The following is an 18,086-nucleotide window of genomic DNA, read 5'->3' as shown; positions in this document are numbered from 1 at the left end:
TGAATAAATATACATTTTTTCTTGATTTTATTTACATCTATAGGTATAATATGTTTACATAATTTAAAACAAGAAAGGTTCTATTTATGCATACTTCTCATACTCCAACAAAAAATATTAAAAATGTTTTAAAGTTCATTATCCCTTCTTTAATAGGTGTTTTCCTATTTATATGTCCTCTCTCTATCAACGGAGAGGTTACAATACCTATAGCCATTATTTCTAGTAGTCTCCAAAACTTTTTAGAACCCGTTATGCTTTATATTATTGCATTACTAGCTACTATTTCATTTATGGGCTCTATCTATGTCAAGTGTTTTAAACCTCAGAAGCTTTCTACTTATCCTTTTATACAAACTTTATTTAATGTCTCGCCTCTTTGGTTTATTGTTCGATTACTTGCTTTTACCTTTGTGATGATTATTTTAGTTAATCGTTCAACTGATTTATCTCAAGTTCCAGTGGTAGGAGGTTTATTTGCAGCTATTACCTCTATGGATACAGGTGGTTTAGTCCTTTATAACTTACTTCCTATTTTATTTTCTATCTTTTTATTTGCAGGTCTCTTTCTGCCTTTGCTTCTTAACTTTGGGCTTTTAGAGTTTGTTGGCAATCTCCTTATAAAGGTAATGCGACCTGTTTTTAACCTTCCTGGCCGTTCAGCTATAGACTGTATTGCTTCTTGGTTAGGAGATGGAACAATAGGGGTACTCTTAACAAGTAAACAGTACGAAGAAGGCTTTTATACAGAACGTGAAGCTGCTGTTATTGGGACAACCTTCTCTCTTGTATCCATTACTTTTAGTTTAGTTGTGATTGATACAGTAGGCCTTAGCTCGATGTTCCTTCCTTTTTATTTAACCGTCACGGTTGCTAGTCTACTTGCAGCAGTTATTATTCCTAAACTTCCACCTCTTTCTCGCAAAAAAGATATTTTATTTGATGGAAGTAAACCTGCCCTTCAAAAGGATTCAAGCACAACTAGCCATCACTTTAAGCAAGGTTTAAATGAGGCTTTGATTAAAGCAGAAGAGCAGAGCTTCTTTCAAAACATTATTATTGATGGTTTTAAAAATGTACTCGATATGTGGTTAGCTGTTATTCCTGTTGTTATGGCCGTAGGAACTATTGCACTTTTGCTAGCTACCTTTACACCTCTGTTTAAAATACTGGGACTTCCATTTTTACCTCTTTTATCACTTTTAGGCGTACCTGAGGCAGCAGCAGCTTCTCAAACTCTAGTAGCTGGTTTTGCTGATATGCTCCTGCCTTCCATTATGGCAACATCTATTAAAAGTGATATGACACGTTTTATCATAGCAAGTGTCTCTGTATCTCAACTCATCTACCTATCTGAAGTAGGTGCACTTCTTTTAGGTTCTAAGATACCTGTTAAGCTTCATGAGCTTTTCATTATCTTTATCGAAAGAACACTTATTACTCTACCTGTTATTACACTTATCGCACATTTTCTCTTTTAAATCTAAACCAAAAAAAGCTATTGCGTATTCCTTAAGATAAACTTATGGAATATCACAATAGCTTTTTTATTTGTTAATTTGCCACAACTGTTCCTGCTACTGCATCTACTTCTACAATAGCACCGGATTTAAGGATTTGAGTTGCATTATGAGCACCTACAATAACAGGAATATCAAGTGCTAATCCTACAATCGCCGCATGTGAATTCAATCCACTTTGTTCTGTAATCACACCTGCTGCTCTTTTTAAAAGAGGAAGAATTTTATTGCTGGTATAAGGTACTACTAAAATATCACCATCATTGAACTTTTTTTCCACTTCCTCCTCTTCCTCACATACACAAAGAGGACCTGAAACAGTTTTATGTGTAATACCTGTTCCTGAGAGTAGAATATTACCAACTACTTCTACTTTAATCATATTAGTTGTTCCTGATACACCTAATGGTACACCACTTGTAATAACTACAAGATCACCACTTTCAACAAGCTCTGCCTTTTCTGCAGCTTCTACTGCATGTTCAAAGATTGCTTCTGTTTGAGTTTCTTCGTTAATAAGAAGTGGTGTTACACCCCACATAAGATTCATTTGACGATAAACACTTGGACTTGTTGTGCAGCCAAGAATAGGTGGTACTGGTCTAAACTTAGAAATCATACGTGCTGTTCTACCTGATTTTGTAACAGTAATGATTGCTCTTGCTCCTAAATCATGAGCTGTTGTACAAGTTGCATATGAAATAGCACTTGTTACATTAGCTGCTTCATGATCCATTCTATTTTTAAGACGCTTAATATAGTCAATGTCATTTTCTGTATGCAGTGCAATACGTGCCATAGTTTGAAGTGCTTCCACTGGATAAAGTCCTGCAGCTGTTTCACCAGAAAGCATAATAGCACTTGTACCATCATAAATGGCATTGGCTACGTCATTGGTTTCTGCACGAGTTGGACGTGGATTTTTCATCATAGAGTCAAGCATTTGTGTAGCTGTAATAACTTGTTTCCCTGCACTATATACTTTTTTAATAATCATTTTTTGAAGAGCTGGTACTTCTTCTGCTGGTATTTCAACACCCATGTCACCACGAGCCACCATAATCCCATCAGCTACACGAATAATTTCATCAATATTATCTACACCTTCTCTATTTTCAATCTTAGCAATAATTTTAAGTGTATGACAATTGTGTTCTTCAAGGATTGCACGAATATCTAATATATCCTGTGCCGACCTTACAAAAGAAGCCGCAATAAAATCATAGCCTGTTTGAATACCAAAGATAATATCTGATCTATCTTTTTCACTAAGATAAGGCATAGAAAGGCGAGTATTAGGTAAATTAACGCCTTTATTATTAGAAAGGATACCACTATTCATAACCTTACATACAACTTCTTCTTGTCTAATCTCTGAAACAGTAAGTTCAATAAGACCATCATCTAAAAGAATAACTGAATCCTCAGTAATATCTTTTACAAAATCTTTGTAATTAACACTGACACTATCCTTTGTTCCTTCTACTTGTCTTGTTGTTAGAGTAAAAATATCACCTTTTGTAAGTGTAATTTTCCCTTCAGTGAATTGACCAATGCGAATTTCAGGACCTTTTGTATCAAGTAAAGCAGCTATTGGTAAGTTAAGCTCTTCTCTTAATTTAACAAGTCGATCAAAATTTTTCTTATGACTTTCGTGAGTACCGTGTGAAAAGTTAAAACGTGCTACATTCATACCTGAAATCATTAATTGCTTTAATACTTCATCGTTATCGGTAGATGGACCAAGGGTACAGATAATTTTTGTTTTTCTCATGTTGTTCTCTCCAGTACATATATGTTAGATTGCTATTTCATCTATCATGTAAACTTTTGATAGGAATTCTTTTATAAGTATATACTCTTCATATTGAGCAACACTTATGCAATCATTTTAAATCTTAAATTGTAAGCCCTTATTATGTTCACTTACTCTATATTCTATTATATCAAGATTTTATGTAAATTCAATATCGATAGCTGCTTTTTTTCTGACAAATTAAACAAATATTTTAAATTTCAAATAAATATTACGCAATTATAGCAATATCTCAAATTAATGGAGCTATTTCTAATTTTTTTCAGTGGGTTCATTAGGTAAAAATTTAATGAGTGCCGTAATAATAATAAAGATAATTATAATTACTGTGAAAATAGCCAACATTCCTTTTCCCATTAAAATAAGCGCATTTATTTCATTTACTAAATTCATTTGTTTCCCTCCCTAAATAAATGTAGGTACTAGACTTAAGATCACACCACCAGCTATAACGGATGCAATTTGCCCAGATACATTTGCCCCTATGGCTTGCATTAATAAATAGTTTTGTTTGTCTTCTGCTGTAGCCATTTTCTGTACCACGCGTGCTGACATAGGAAATGCTGAAATTCCTGCTGCTCCAATCATAGGATTAATCTTTTCCTTGCTAAAAAGATTAAGTAGTTTAGCAAAAAGAACACCTGCCACTGTATCAAAAACAAAAGCCAGTAAACCAAGTGCCATAATCATTAATGTTTGAATGTTGACAATTTGTTCAGCTTTCATTGTTGCTGCAATAGTTATACCTAGAAGTAAGGTAATAATATTTGCAAATTCATTTTGAGCTGTTTCAGAAAGAGATTTAAGTACCCCTGATTCACGAATGAGATTTCCAAACATCAAGAAACCTACTAAAGCTACAGATGCTGGTGCTACTAAACCTGCAATCAGTGTAACAATAATAGGAAAAAGTATACGTGTCAGCTTAGAAATCTTCTTAGGATTATATGTCATCCTTATTTGCCTTTCCTTTTTTGTTGTTACAAGCTTAATCGCCATTGGTTGGACAATAGGAACAAGTGCCATATAAGAGTAGGCTACTACAGCAATCGTCCCCACGTAATTACTTTTTAAAACCTGAGAAACTAAGATGGAGGTTGGTCCATCTGCTGCTCCTATAATACCAATAGAGGCTGCATCTCTAAAACTAAAGCCTAATAAAGTTGCAAGTACTATAACCACAAAGATACCAAATTGAGCTGCTGCTCCAAATAAGATAAGCTTGGGATTAACAAGAAGTGGTCCAAAATCAATCATAGCTCCTATACCGATAAATAAAAGAAGAGGCATAGCTTCCGCAGCTTCTATACCAACTTCAAATAACCACTGAATAATACCATTCACATTTCCGATACTTGACAAATTCTGATTAAGTACACCAGAAAAAGGAATATTTACCAAGATCGCCCCAAAGCCTATAGGTAACAATAGTGCTGGCTCTAAATTCTTACCTATTGCTAAATAAATCAGTAAACCACCTATCACCCACATCAGTACTTGTTGCCATGTGACCGCCATCACTCCCTCTATTAAAAACCCCATCTTCTACTCCTCCTTATATGCCTTTATTCTAAGGCCTATTCTCCTGAATAGTAATATATATATTTATACTATTCAATACATTGATACATTTATGTTTTAAATCCTATTTATAAATAAAATAAATAACATCCAATCTCTATAATATAACCTTGTTTTTAATCAAATAAAATTTATAAAGTATGTTTTTCCTAGAATGGTTTATACTAACTATAATCGCTTATAAATAGAAAGGAGTTTACTTATGAAAGCAAAAGTTGATCAAGATACTTGCATTAGTTGTGGTCTTTGTCCTTCTCTTTGTCCTGAGGTTTTCCAATTCAATGATGATGGGAAAGCTCATGCAATTGTGCCAGAAGTTCCAACTGATTTAGAAGACACTGCACAGGAAGCTGCTGACTCTTGCCCTGTATCCGCTATTACCGTAGAATAACAAAAGTCCTAATAAATAAAATAAAGCTACATAAATAAAGCTCGTTTTAAAACGTTTGCTTAGTTATGTAGCTTTATTTTCTATTAAATACCCTCTCTCTTTTCATCCATACAACGTAGTAGCCGTCCCTCTATAAAATCCTTTATTGTCTCAAAAGTCCCTACTAAGCTCCCTTGACATAATTCTTGCTGTCCCCCACCTTTTCCACTAAATTCTTTATTTAATTCTCTACATAAAGAACGTACATCTTTTCCTTTTGCCCCTAAAGCATATCTGAGCATTTCCCCTTCCCCACTTAATACAAGACATACTTCATCTGTTTCTTCGCATAAAGCAAGACACATCTTACGAACCTCTTCCCCTACTAGCTCCTCCTCCAGTAAACAGATAGGACCACTCTTTACCTTTGCCACTTCTTTTGCTTTCATTTCTAAAGCTTGTTGCCTGTAGCTAGCTAATTTTTGTTTTGTAGCTCCTAATTCTTCTTGAAGCTTTTTTATATAAGTAGGCAATAAATCTTCTTTTGTTGAAAGAAGACCCATTAGTTCAGCTATGATTTCTTGTTTTTTAGTATACCCCTTAAGTGCCCGCTTCCCACAAAGTATAGTGAAACGCATTCCTCCACGATGGCGCTCTGCTGAGATAATCTTAATCATTCCCACCTCACCAGTGTAAGCTACATGTATCCCACAGCAGGCACAATTATCATAACCTTCTATAGTCACAAGACGAACTTCACCTGGCAATTCTATTTTAGAACGATAGGATAGCTGTTCTATATCTTCTTTTTGATAGAATTGAGTAAGTACTTTAATATTTTTATAGATCCCCTCATTAGCACGTCTTTCTATTTCACTTATTTGTTCCTTAGCTAATTCACCATCAAAGTCAGCGGTCATATACTCCTCACTTAAGTGAAAACCTACATTATTATAGCCATAAAGCTGATTTACAAGGCCTGAGATAATATGCTCTCCCGTGTGTTGTTGCATGTAATCAAAACGTCTATTAAAATCTATGTTACCCTTTATCTTTGTACCAACCTCTAAAGCTTTATCTACTATATGATAAATAATACCCTCTTTTACAAAAACATAATTTACTCTAGCTTCACCTAGTGTACCTGTATCAGAAGGCTGTCCACCTCCTTCTGGATAAAAAGCAGTTTTATCCAATACGACACTATAACCTTCTGAATGTGTCTCACAAGCTATAACCTGTGCTTCAAAAAGCGTTAAATAACCATCTTCATAAAATAACTTCTTTGTCATTTACTTCACCTCTTTATTTATAAGTTATATTATAGCACTTCTTCTTTAACAAAAACACACCACTCAAGAACTATACAAACAATGCTAAAAAGGTCTCCTACACAATTCTCTAAATAACTGTGTATGAGGCCTTTTTAAGATTTTAATAATTTAAAATTTTGTTTTACCTAAAAATACTGACTTTTTCTTAATAGCCCATAAGCTGTGGCAACCACATAGATACACCTGGTATAAATGCTACGAGCATTAATACAGCTATAATAATGGCATAAAAAGGTATAACCATTTTTATAACATTTTCAATCTTCGTCTTGGCAACCTTAACTCCAACAAATAGGATGTTTCCAACAGGTGGTGTAATGGTACCAATACATAAGTTGAAGGTAAGCATAATACCAAACTGAATAGCTGACATACCAAACTGTTGACAAATAGGCAAGAAAATAGGTGTAAAGATAAGTACAGCTGGAGTTGTATCCATGAATGTACCTATAAATAATAATACAATATTAATAATAAGAATAATCATATACTTATTGCTTGTGATATTTAATAGAATTGCAGAAATAGCTTCTGGAATTCTTGTAAAAGCCATAACCCATGACATGATACTAGATACTCCAATAAGAAGAACGATAATACCTGTCATTTTTGCACTTTCTCTAAAAATTTCTGGTAATTCTTTTAATTTTATTGTCTTATAAAAGAATAGAGAAAGAATTAGGCTGTAAACAACGGCTACAACAGAACCTTCTGTTGCTGTAAAAATACCTCCTACAATTCCACCAATAACAATAACAATAAGTAGTAAACTTGGTATGGCTTCCAAGAAAATACGAAATGCTTGATTCATTGTTACACGTGCAGTACTACGATACCCTCTTTTACGTGCCATAAAGTATACAATAACCATACATCCAAGTCCCCATAAGATACCTGGAATATAACCAGCCATGAATAGAGCCCCTACAGAAGTACCACCACTTACAAGAGAATAAGTAATAAGAACGTTACTAGGAGGAATAAGAAGACCTGTTGGTGCAGATGCAATGTTAACTGCTGCTGAAAAATCACGATCATAACCTTCTTTTTCTTGAACCGGTCCAATAATAGACCCCATGGCAGAAGCTGCCGCTACCCCTGAACCAGAAATAGCACCAAATAACATATTCGATACAACATTAGTATGAGCAAGAGCACCTGGAGCTCCACCGGTTAAAACTTTTGCAAAATTAATAAGTCTAATTGCAATCCCACCACGATTCATGATATTACCTGCTAGGATAAAAAATGGAATGGCAATTAATGTGAATACTGAAATACCTGAAAATATACGTTGTGCACCTGTTAACACAGAAGCATCAAAGTTTAAAGTAGGTAAAATGGCTAATAGTGAAGATACCCCTATTGAAATAGCAATAGGTACACCTAAAAGTAATAAAACAACTAATACTACCGCAATAATTAAGCCTGATACTAATGCAATACTCATTTATTTTCTCCCCTCATTTAATTGTCCAACAATATCCATCATATTAAGAACATTGTAAATTAGAATAATAATACCAGCAATTGGTACTACCATGTATACATATCCCATTGGAATACCTAAAGATGCAGTCACTTGTGTTAAGGTAAGGCGTGTAATGTTTATTCCACCATATACAAGCACTACTGCTGAGAAAATAAATACGAGTACTTCTGAAAAAAGAGATAAGTAAATAGCTTTTTTACCTGTAAACTTGTCAGCAAAGAAAGACATTCTCATATGGTCACGTATACCAAATACAAGAGCTGCTGCTAAAATAGCCATCCAAGTAAATGAGTAGGTTAAAAGCTCTTCTGAAACAGTGCTAGGTGAATTAAAAACATATCGTGTGACAATCTGATAAGTCCCTACAACTGTCATAAAGACAAATAAAATTGCGCAAATAGCTCCTAATCCTTTATCAAGAATATTTCTTATAGTTTGCATTGCCTATTTTGCCTCCTGTACTTGATTGTTAATCGCCTGAATGTGATCATAGATAGGTTGAAGTTTTGGATTTGCTGCTAAAAGTTCTTGGTGTAATGGAAGTACCTTTTCTCTAAAAGGTTCAATATCTGTTTCAAAGAATTGTACACCCATTTCTGTAGCTTGCTCTTTAGCAACTGCAACTTGCTCATCCCATTCTTCACGCTCTACTTGTGTTGCAATTTTAGCTGCTTCATCAAATATTTGTCTCTCTTCTGGAGATAAACCTTCTAAGAAACGGAGGTTACCAATCAGTAAGTCTGGTACCATCTGGTGTTGATTGTAAGTATAGTATTTACAAATTTCACCGTGTTTATTGTTTGTTAAGGCAAGCTCATTGTTTTCTGCACCATTAATAACACCTGATTGAATAGCAGTATAAACCTCACCAAAGCTCATAGGAGTTGCTGCTGCACCAAATAACTCCATCATACGTACATTAGCAGGGCTTTGCTGTACACGGATTTTTTTACCTTTTAAATCTTCTACTGTTTTAATAGGTGATGTTGCATAAAAATTTCTTGTTCCTGCTTCAAACCATGCAACTGCTTCAAAACCAGATTCAGCTGTAGAGCTAAAAATACCACTGATTAATTCCTCATTCTCCATTACGGCATGATACGCTTCTACACTGTTAAATAGGTAAGGCATGGTAAAAATTTGATAAATATCATCAAATGTTTCAAGGTTTGATGTACTCGCAATAGCAAAATCAATAGCACCTGTTTGTACAAGCTCAATAGCTTTTACTGATGAACCTAATAACTCGTTAGGGAAAATTTGAACATCATATTTATCTCCGAGTTTAGATTCTACATACTCTTCAAAAGCCAATAACCCTACATGATCTGGATGAGCTTCAGACTGTGAATGTGAAATACGAATAATACGTTTACCATTATTGGCAAGATTACATCCACTTAGGGCAAACACCATAGGTACTGTAAGCAGTAATGCCATTCCTTTTTTAATAAAACTGTTCATTATATACCCCCTAGAAAATGGTTTTCTAATCCTAGCTAATATACTAGTACGTTACAATGTTAACATACTATGTAATGTAAGTCAATTCATTTTTTTACATTTCGTGTCATTTTTAGCTCATTATTGCCATTAGTTTGAAAAATGTGTTGTAAAAAGTCAGTAACCCTTTTTATTTGTTAAACTATTTTTTGTTAACTTTGACCTTAAACGAAAGAATGAAACCTAATGAATTGACTAGTTAAATATTATACAAAGCTTATTTATAAGCTAAGTCTTAAATATAATATGCTTTGTAGATTAGTATTCCCATGTTTTTCAGTAATAAATTGTTAATATCTACCAAACTAATTTTAAACAATTTATTTTTAAAATTATCCTTTATTAAATTAAAAAAGAGATCTTCTTTAACAGAAAACCCCTTTTAACTATTGATTTAATTTTTAGATTTTAACTTTGTTTTTCTTATTATTTTTTCAATATAGTAAGTTGTAATTGTAAATAGTGACATAATTGACATAAAGGTTATTAACGTTTGTAATAAAGTTCCTATGCTTATATCCATACTTTCATTTGATTTTTTTCCTTCATGTTTATTTTGTTCTCCATCAACACTTTCCTTTCTTTGATTTTTTTCTTTTCTCTTTAATTCACTCTGTCCTCTTTCTCCTGATTTACTTTGCCCATTTTGAGTAAAATGCCTTTCTTCTGTTATAGACTGATCTCTATCTGTAAGTGATGTCCTTTCCCCTCTCATTTGGCTCGTGGTAAAGGGCATCATCAACCATCTTGTAAAGTTAGAAGTTACTATACTATAACTCCCTATAACTATACATACTATTACTGTAACCCCACATACTCCTTTTCTTAAAGGTATACTAAACGTATTTTTAAATCTCTTTCCCAATATACTTATAATAAATCTCCAATGCAAGCCAAGATGAATACCTACAAGCGCTAATCCTATCCCAGCTACAGATATATGAATTATTTTCCATGTGCTACCCTGTATAGTAAAATTAGGAAATAAGATTTTAGAAATAAATATGCCACTTAAAGCGATTGCACACATAACTATAAGAAGGAGTATATCTAATAAATAATTTATTTTCACTATTGAGGGTAAGTCTTTACTTGTTATTTTTTTAGTTACTGTTACAATCCATTTCCAATTTAAAAGCTGATGGGCTATAAACATAACACAAACCACTAAACCGCCTATTTCATGAAAAGACATGCCTAGTACTCTTTTATTAAACATAAGAATAAATAGTATAGCCATAATAAAATCTAATCCTATTTTTATAATTATCTTCTTTTTCATCTACATCCCCCTATGTATCTAATTTAAATGTTTAAAATTCTTCAGCTACTCACTAATAACTTTTTCTACTCCTATTTCTTTATTTAATTCACTACTCTTATTCATTTTTTCTTCTTAGATTGTATTTTAATAGCGCTATGTGATAAGTACATGATATTTAGTTGAAGTTTTTTTCACAAAAGTATTCAAATAAAAAAGGATTACTCCAAACTGGGAGTAATCCTTTTTTATTATTTATTAGTCAACAAGTCTTTTGTAGGAAGCAAGTCTTGCTTTTGCATTTTCTTCTGCTATTGTGAAAAGTTCTTCTGCTTGTTCTGGGAATTGTTTTGCAAGAGCAGAGTACCTTACTTGAGCCATGATGAAGTCTCTAAAACTTTCTGTTGGCTCTTTAGAGTCTAAGCTGAATGGGTTTTTACCTTCTTCAGCTAATGCTGGATTGAAACGATATAAGTGCCAGTAACCACATTTAACTGCTTGTTCTTCATTAGCAATTGTACGTCCCATACCTTCTCTTAAACCATGGTTGATACATGGTGCATAAGCAATGATGATAGATGGTCCTTGATGAGCCTCTGCCTCAAGAACAGCTTTCATTAATTGGTTTTTGTCTGCACCAAGGGCAACTTGTGCAACGTATACATTACCGTAAGACATCATCATCATACCAAGGTCTTTTTTACGAGATCTTTTACCAGATGCCGCAAATTTTGCAATAGCAGCTGTTGGTGTAGCTTTTGAAGATTGACCACCTGTATTAGAATATACCTCTGTATCAAATACTAATACGTTCACATCTTCTCCAGATGCCAATACGTGATCAAGACCACCATAACCAATATCGTAAGACCAACCATCTCCACCAAGCATCCATACAGAACGTTTAACGAGGTAGTCTTTCTTATCTTCAATTTCAGCTAATAATTCTTTAGCTTTCTCATCTGTAATTGTATTGTTTTCAAGAATAGCCATTACTTTTGCTGTAGCTACTTTTGAAGCTTCACCAAGATTCATTGTTTCTATCCATTCTGTGAAAGCTTCTTTAGCTGCTTCATCAATATCACAAGCAACTATTTCTGTCATTAATTCTTTTAATTTATTTCTCATTTGTCTAACAGCTACTGCCATACCAAAACCAAACTCTGCATTATCTTCAAATAATGAATTCGCCCATGATGGACCTTGTCCTTTACAGTTTGTAGTATATGGTGTGCTTGGTGCTGAACCACCCCAAATTGAAGAACAGCCTGTTGCATTAGCAATCATCATACGATCTCCAAAAAGTTGAGTAACAAGTTTAATATAAGGTGTTTCACCACAACCAGCACATGCACCTGAGAACTCAATAAGTGGTGTCTTGAATTGGCTACCTTTAACTGTAGTCGCTGGCATTAAATCCTCTTTTGGAGTTACTTTCTTTATCGCATATTCCCAGTTAGGAATTTGTACTTCTGTTTGTGAATCAAGTGGTTTCATAACAAGCGCTTTTGTTTTAGCTGGACAGATATCTGCACAGTTGCCACAACCTGTACAATCCATTGTACTTACTTGCATTCTATATGCTAGACCTTCTAAGCCTTTACCCACAGCTTTCTTTGTTACAAAAGCTTCTGGTGCAGTTTGAAGCTCTTCTTCTGTTAGAAGCATTGGTCTAATTGTTGCATGTGGACAGACATAAGCACATTGATTACATTGAATACAATTTTCTGGAATCCATTCTGGTACATTTACAGCAATACCACGTTTTTCATAAGCAGCTGTACCACATGGGAAGGTCCCATCTTCAATGCCATTAAAAGCACTTACAGGAAGGCTATCTCCTTCTTGAGCATTCATAGGTCTTAAGATGTTTGTAATGAATTCTGGTTCATCTACTGGTGCTTTAGGTGCATCTACTGCTGCTCCCCAACTAGCTGGAACTTCTATTTTTACTGCTGCTTCGATACCTTTATCGATGGCTGCATGGTTCATATTAACAACTTTTTCACCTTTTTTACCATAAGCTTTAACTACAGCATCTTTAAGATACTTAATAGCTTCTTCTTGTGGAATGATGTTAGCAAGATTAAAGAAAGCTGCTTGCATAACCATATTAATACGATTTCCAAGACCAATTTCACCAGCAATCTTAGTTGCATTTACTGTATAGAAGCGAATATCATTTTGAGCAATGTATTGTTTCATTGCAGCTGGAAGATTTGCCTCAAGTTCTGCTTGATCCCAGATACAGTTAAGAACAAATACTCCACCTTTTTTAAGGCCTTTTAATACGTCATACTGATGAACATAAGATTGGTTATGACAAGCAATATAATCTGCCTCATCAATAAGGTAGGTTGAACGAATAGGTGTATCACCAAATCTTAAGTGAGAGATAGTTACTCCACCAGATTTTTTAGAGTCATACGCAAAATAAGCTTGAGCATATTTGTCTGTGTGGTTACCAATGATTTTGATAGCTTGTTTATTAGCACCAACAGTACCATCTGAACCAAGTCCCCAGAATTTACATCTGATTGTACCTGCTGCAGCAATCTTAAGTGTATCTTTTATTTCAAGTGATGTATTCGTTACATCATCTTCAATACCTACTGTAAATTGATCCCTTGGATTTTCACTTGCAAGGTTATCAAATACTGCTTTAATAAGAGTAGGTGTCGTATCTTTTGAACCAAGACCATAACGTCCACCAATGATAAGTGGTGCATTTTCTTTGTTATAGAATGCAGAACGCACATCTAAGTATAATGGTTCACCAATTGAACCTGGCTCTTTTGTTCTATCTAATACACAAATTCTCTTAGTAGTTTTTGGAATAGCAGCCATGAAGTGATCCACTGAAAATGGTCTATATAAGTGTACCTTAACCATACCATATTTTGCACCTTGTGCATTAAGAGTATCAATGGTTTCTTCAATGGTTTCTGTCGCAGATCCCATTGCTATTACAATATTTTCTGCATCTTCAGCACCATAATAATTGAATAAACCATAGTTTCTACCTGTTAAAGCATTTATCTTATTGATATATTCTTCCACTATTGGCACAAGATTGTTATAAAATTTATTACTAGCTTCTCTTGTTTGGAAGTAAATATCTGGGTTTTGAGCTGTACCACGAGTTACTGGATGATTTGGAGAAAGGGCTCTATCTCTAAAGTCTTTGAGTGCTTCTTGATCTACAAGTGCTGCTAAATCTGAATACTCAAGAGCTTCTACTTTTTGAATTTCATGAGATGTTCTAAATCCATCAAAGAAATGTACGAATGGTACTCTACCTTTAATAGCTGCAAGGTGAGCAACAGGAGCAAGATCCATTACTTCTTGTACGGAGCCTGTAGCAAGCATTGCACAACCTGTTTGTCTTGTAGCCATAACGTCTTGGTGATCACCGAAAATACTAAGAGCTTGAGCTGCAAGAGCACGTGCACTTACGTGGAATACACCTGGTAATAATTCGCCAGCTACCTTATACATATTAGGAATCATAAGAAGTAAACCTTGAGAGGCAGTAAAAGTAGTAGTTAACGCACCTGCTTGAAGTGAACCATGGAAAGCACCAGCAGCACCCGCTTCTGATTGCATTTCTACAACATTTACAGTTTGTCCAAAAATATTTTTTCTACCTTGTGCAGCCCATTCATCAACATTTTCTGCCATATTTGAAGAGGGAGTGATTGGATAGATTGCTGCTACTTCTGTAAACGCATAAGCTACATAAGCCGCAGCAGCATTACCATCTACAGTCATCATTTGTTTTGCCATTTTCTTAATCTCCTTTGTATATTTTTTATGTAATTTTTAAAAAATTCAATTTAAAATTATAAATTTATTAGCATTGTTTAATAATTATCAATGTCTTGAAATAATATAATTTTAAATCTTTAATTAACTCTATGTTACACTATTTTATTAAAACTGTAAACTCATGTATACAATATTCACCAAATATTTTTTAACAAGAATTAGGATTTACAGTTTTATGCTTTTTTATCCTCTTTGGTTATGCAAATATTTTATAAAAATAAAATAAGCTCTCTAAAAATTTCTGAGAGCTTATATACTTTCTTAATTATTTTTATTTTTTCATTTTGTTTTAATTTTAACATACTTGTTCTTTTTTGCTATTTATTAGACACTTAGTACACTATAACCTTGCTGAAGGGCATCTGTTAATAAGTCACCTACTGATTTCACTTCCACTCCCAACCAAGTCAATTTATCCGTTACTTGAAGTTGTTGAGCTACACCTTTACAAGCCACTACCTTTACACCATGATGAAGAGCTGCTTCTATTTTATCTTGTATTAAAGGACTTGTAGCTGCTAACTGCGCAGACGCTCCCCATATGATAACAGTTACCTCATCCCACCTATTACCAATTGCACTGTTAATAGCATAAAGCATTACCATTTTTTCAGATGTAATAGGATTATCCGTTGTCCAAAGTATCACTAATTTTTTTCCTGTTTTCATCATAATTCCCCCTTCTCTTTTCTTCAAAGGTCCTTATTATGCAATGACTTAAAGTCCATACTTTGCTCCTCTTTATTATACCTTATTTTTATATACTTATATAGTATTTTTTAATTTTTAAAAATAAATCATTTTTTTAATTCTTATTAATCTTTATAGAAAAGAAATCTTAAGTTTAAAACATCTTTTCGCCTCATTCTAGTCAACAAACCCTAAAACCTTTAAAATATGTTGAGCAATATTTCTTTCTTCCCCTTTATAAGGAAAACAATGAATATGAATGGCTGGATTAAAGTTTAACTCAATAACTGAATAGGGTGTATTTTCATCCCTATAATCTTCTAACATCATATCTACACCACAAATTTTTGCACTTACTGCTTGTGCCGCTTGAACTGCAATTTGTTTAAAGCATTGAGGTATTTTGTCTGTATAGTCCATACTATCTCCACCCGTACTGATATTGGAATTCTCCCTCAAGTAAACTACTTCATCTTTCTGTGGTACACTCTCAAAGGTTAAACCAGCCTGTTTAAGAAATAAACTACTACTTTCATCTAATTGGATTTTCTCTAGTGGTGTCTTATACCCTTTCCCACGTAAGCTATCTTGATTTTTAAGCGCTACTAGCTCCCTAATACTATGAATACCATCTCCTTTTACATTAGCTGGTACACGGTGCAAAATACCTACTACCTGATCGTCTATAACAAGAAAGCGATACTCTTTTCCTTTTGCAAATTCTTCAATTAATACAGTATTGTCATGTTCAAATCCAATATGAAGTGCATCTATTAAATCTCCCTCGCTGGCTCCTTCTGGAAAAATACTAATCCCTGTTCCAAAATTAGTGGATTTAGGTTTTACAACTGCAGGTTTATTGACAAATTCTTTCGTAGCTAAGGATATTTGCACTTTAGAGGTAACTTCTACCCCTTTTGGTACACAGATATTTTGTCTTTCTAAAACTTTTTTAGTTACTACCTTGTTTTCCATCATTAACATAGTCATGTAACTATCTTTTGAAGTCTTGGTAGCTTGTTTTACATATTCGATATGATTTTTTTTAGAAAGAGTTATAAAGTTATCTGCACGGTCTAAAACTTCCACTTTAATCCCTCTTTTAATCGCTTCTTTCATTAGGATTTGAGTAGAAAGTTCCATATCTTCGTAACCTTGTAATTTATAGCGATTGGCATAAGCACTCTTTTTATACTCCTTAGCTAAAGCTAAATGAGTTTGTAAGTAACCTTCTTTTTCTACGCGTTTTAGTAGGCGATAGGCATAGGTTTTTTCTGGTTGCATGACTCTCTCTAGCATTTGCAACACTAAAGCTTCCTTACCTAGACCTAATATCTCATTGAGCACTTGTATTTCATTGAGAAGGGTTTTTGCCCATTCTACACTTTTAATGGTCTCACCCTCTCTTTTTAGTTTCACATTTTGAAGACCTTCTTTAGCAATCTGTCTTTGATTAAACAAGGCTTCTTCTTGCCATTTCTCATAAGCAGTTTCTTCTTTAGTAAGTAAATACAACATAAAAAGATGAAGAAACTCTAAATCTTCTAGTGCAATCCCTGTTTTATCAAAAGGATTAATATCAATGCTGCGAATTTCAATGTAGCGAATTCCTTCTTCCTCTAAGGACTCCAAAAGATTTTCATTATCTTTTGCTTTAGGACGAATTTGAGTATATAGCTCTTTATAGCTTTGAATGGTTTCTTGCTTCACAAAGTCTTCAATACTCTTAACATAAGTTGTAATGCTTGTGTAGTCAGGAAACAAATCCACTTGATTCTGATAACCACATTCTCCATTCCGATAAGAAATAGCTCCTAGATTGGTATAACTATCTTCACCAATTTTCTGAAGTTTCTTTTTACATTCTTTATTATAGGTATCATGAACAATGGGTGCCCCACCAATAAGGTAAATCATAAGCCATCTATAGCGTAAATAGTTACGCACTATTTTAAGATAAAGTTGATTCTTATAAAGCTTATAATCTTTTTCTTCACTTTGTGCATTATAGAGTCTTAAGATAAAACTTTCTTCAAAAGAAAAGTTAAAATGTATACCAGAAATAAGTTGTTTTTTACCTCCATATTTCTTAAATAGCTCTTCGCGGTAAAGACGTGCCTTTTCACACTCTCTACAGTTTTTATACTTTGCAATAGGAATATGCTCATCTTCTGGAATATCACAAGGCATGGATTGAGGCCATAAATATTCATCACCTATCTCAAGAGCAGTAATATCATACAATCCGTTTAAGAAGTCATAAACCTCCTTAGTTGTCTTAAAGGTAGGTGTAATAAGCTCTACCTGGCTTTCTGAAAAATCTGTAGTAATATAGGGATTGGTCAATTTATCACCAAAAACTTCCGGATGATTGGTAAGAGCAAGAGTTCCTTGTGCTGTTGTCCTTAAACTCTCTCTTTCTATTCCAAAATCACCACTTAATAATTCTTCTTTTATAAATAATGTTTTTAATTGTCGAAGCATAGATTCGCTTTCCTCCATTTCCTCCCAAATCAATTATTCTATCTTTTTTATTAGGGGTACTTCTCTTTAGTTATTTAATTGATTTAACTTATAGTATCATATCCTTTCTCCACAATAAACATGTAACTTCTAGTTATATGAAGATAATTGGAACTTTTTACTTATTAACTCCGTCTAATTGTTGAATAAAATCATTTTATGTAAAAG

At 33.8% G+C, this 18,086-nt stretch carries 13 protein-coding genes; 2 read left to right on the top strand and 11 right to left on the bottom strand.

The features are described 5' to 3' along the window. The first annotated feature begins 86 nt into the window (after window positions 1-86). Window positions 87-1,481: a YjiH family protein gene (locus tag CS063_RS12760; protein WP_099450094.1), complete on the top strand. Its 1,395-nt coding sequence runs from the start codon at window positions 87-89 to the stop codon at window positions 1,479-1,481. A gap of 73 nt (window positions 1,482-1,554) precedes the next feature. Here the strand turns inward: CS063_RS12760 and pyk are convergent, their stop codons facing one another. The 3 genes from pyk to CS063_RS12750 all read right to left on the bottom strand — a co-directional run bounded on the left by pyk (window position 1,555) and on the right by CS063_RS12750 (window position 4,878). Next, window positions 1,555-3,294 (bottom strand): pyruvate kinase, encoded by a 1,740-nt coding sequence (gene pyk / locus CS063_RS12755; RefSeq protein ID WP_099450093.1) that lies wholly within the window; start codon window positions 3,292-3,294, stop codon window positions 1,555-1,557. Window positions 3,295-3,588: 294 nt separating this feature from the next. Continuing rightward, a complete protein-coding gene (locus tag CS063_RS17675; RefSeq protein ID WP_180270788.1) occupies window positions 3,589-3,729 on the bottom strand; it encodes an OadG-related small transporter subunit in 141 nt (46 codons plus the stop codon). Between the two features lie 12 nt (window positions 3,730-3,741). Beyond that, window positions 3,742-4,878: a sodium ion-translocating decarboxylase subunit beta gene (locus CS063_RS12750; protein ID WP_099450092.1), complete on the bottom strand. Its 1,137-nt coding sequence runs from the start codon at window positions 4,876-4,878 to the stop codon at window positions 3,742-3,744. Window positions 4,879-5,119: 241 nt separating this feature from the next. Between CS063_RS12750 and CS063_RS12745 the strand changes: the two genes are divergently transcribed. Further along, window positions 5,120-5,308, top strand: a complete 189-nt coding sequence (locus tag CS063_RS12745; protein WP_099450091.1) for a ferredoxin — start codon at window positions 5,120-5,122, stop codon at window positions 5,306-5,308. 83 nt (window positions 5,309-5,391) lie between these two features. Here CS063_RS12745 and CS063_RS12740 read toward each other — a convergent pair whose 3' ends face one another. The 8 genes from CS063_RS12740 to gshAB all read right to left on the bottom strand — a co-directional run bounded on the left by CS063_RS12740 (window position 5,392) and on the right by gshAB (window position 17,897). Further along, entirely contained in the window at window positions 5,392-6,579 is a 1,188-nt protein-coding gene (locus tag CS063_RS12740; protein ID WP_099450090.1) for an alanyl-tRNA editing protein, read from the bottom strand. Between the two features lie 187 nt (window positions 6,580-6,766). After that, window positions 6,767-8,071 (bottom strand): TRAP transporter large permease, encoded by a 1,305-nt coding sequence (locus tag CS063_RS12735; protein WP_099450089.1) that lies wholly within the window; start codon window positions 8,069-8,071, stop codon window positions 6,767-6,769. Continuing rightward, window positions 8,072-8,554, bottom strand: coding sequence for a TRAP transporter small permease (locus CS063_RS12730; RefSeq protein ID WP_099450088.1), 483 nt, complete (start codon window positions 8,552-8,554; stop codon window positions 8,072-8,074). It abuts the gene before it with no gap. A 3-nt stretch (window positions 8,555-8,557) separates the two neighbouring features. Beyond that, window positions 8,558-9,577 (bottom strand): TRAP transporter substrate-binding protein, encoded by a 1,020-nt coding sequence (locus CS063_RS12725; RefSeq protein ID WP_099450087.1) that lies wholly within the window; start codon window positions 9,575-9,577, stop codon window positions 8,558-8,560. A gap of 433 nt (window positions 9,578-10,010) precedes the next feature. Beyond that, on the bottom strand, window positions 10,011-10,898 hold the full coding sequence (locus CS063_RS12720; protein ID WP_099450086.1) for a DUF4405 domain-containing protein: 888 nt from the start codon (window positions 10,896-10,898) through the stop codon (window positions 10,011-10,013). A 237-nt stretch (window positions 10,899-11,135) separates the two neighbouring features. Then, complete coding sequence (nifJ, locus tag CS063_RS12715) at window positions 11,136-14,663, bottom strand: pyruvate:ferredoxin (flavodoxin) oxidoreductase (RefSeq protein ID WP_099450085.1); 3,528 nt, start codon at window positions 14,661-14,663, stop codon at window positions 11,136-11,138. Between the two features lie 366 nt (window positions 14,664-15,029). Then, window positions 15,030-15,374, bottom strand: coding sequence for a DsrE family protein (locus tag CS063_RS12710; RefSeq protein ID WP_099450084.1), 345 nt, complete (start codon window positions 15,372-15,374; stop codon window positions 15,030-15,032). 198 nt (window positions 15,375-15,572) lie between these two features. Beyond that, window positions 15,573-17,897 carry a bifunctional glutamate--cysteine ligase GshA/glutathione synthetase GshB gene (gshAB, locus tag CS063_RS12705; RefSeq protein ID WP_330401017.1) on the bottom strand — a complete coding sequence of 775 codons (2,325 nt, stop codon included), beginning with the start codon at window positions 17,895-17,897 and terminating at the stop codon, window positions 15,573-15,575. Between the last annotated feature and the right edge of the window lie 189 nt (window positions 17,898-18,086).

The sequence above is a fragment of the Sporanaerobium hydrogeniformans genome (assembly GCF_002735925.1).
Taxonomy (GTDB): domain Bacteria; phylum Bacillota; class Clostridia; order Lachnospirales; family Cellulosilyticaceae; genus Sporanaerobium; species Sporanaerobium hydrogeniformans.
The sequence above is the reverse complement of the archived record's forward strand: the minus strand, read 5'-3'. Positions and strand labels throughout refer to the sequence as shown.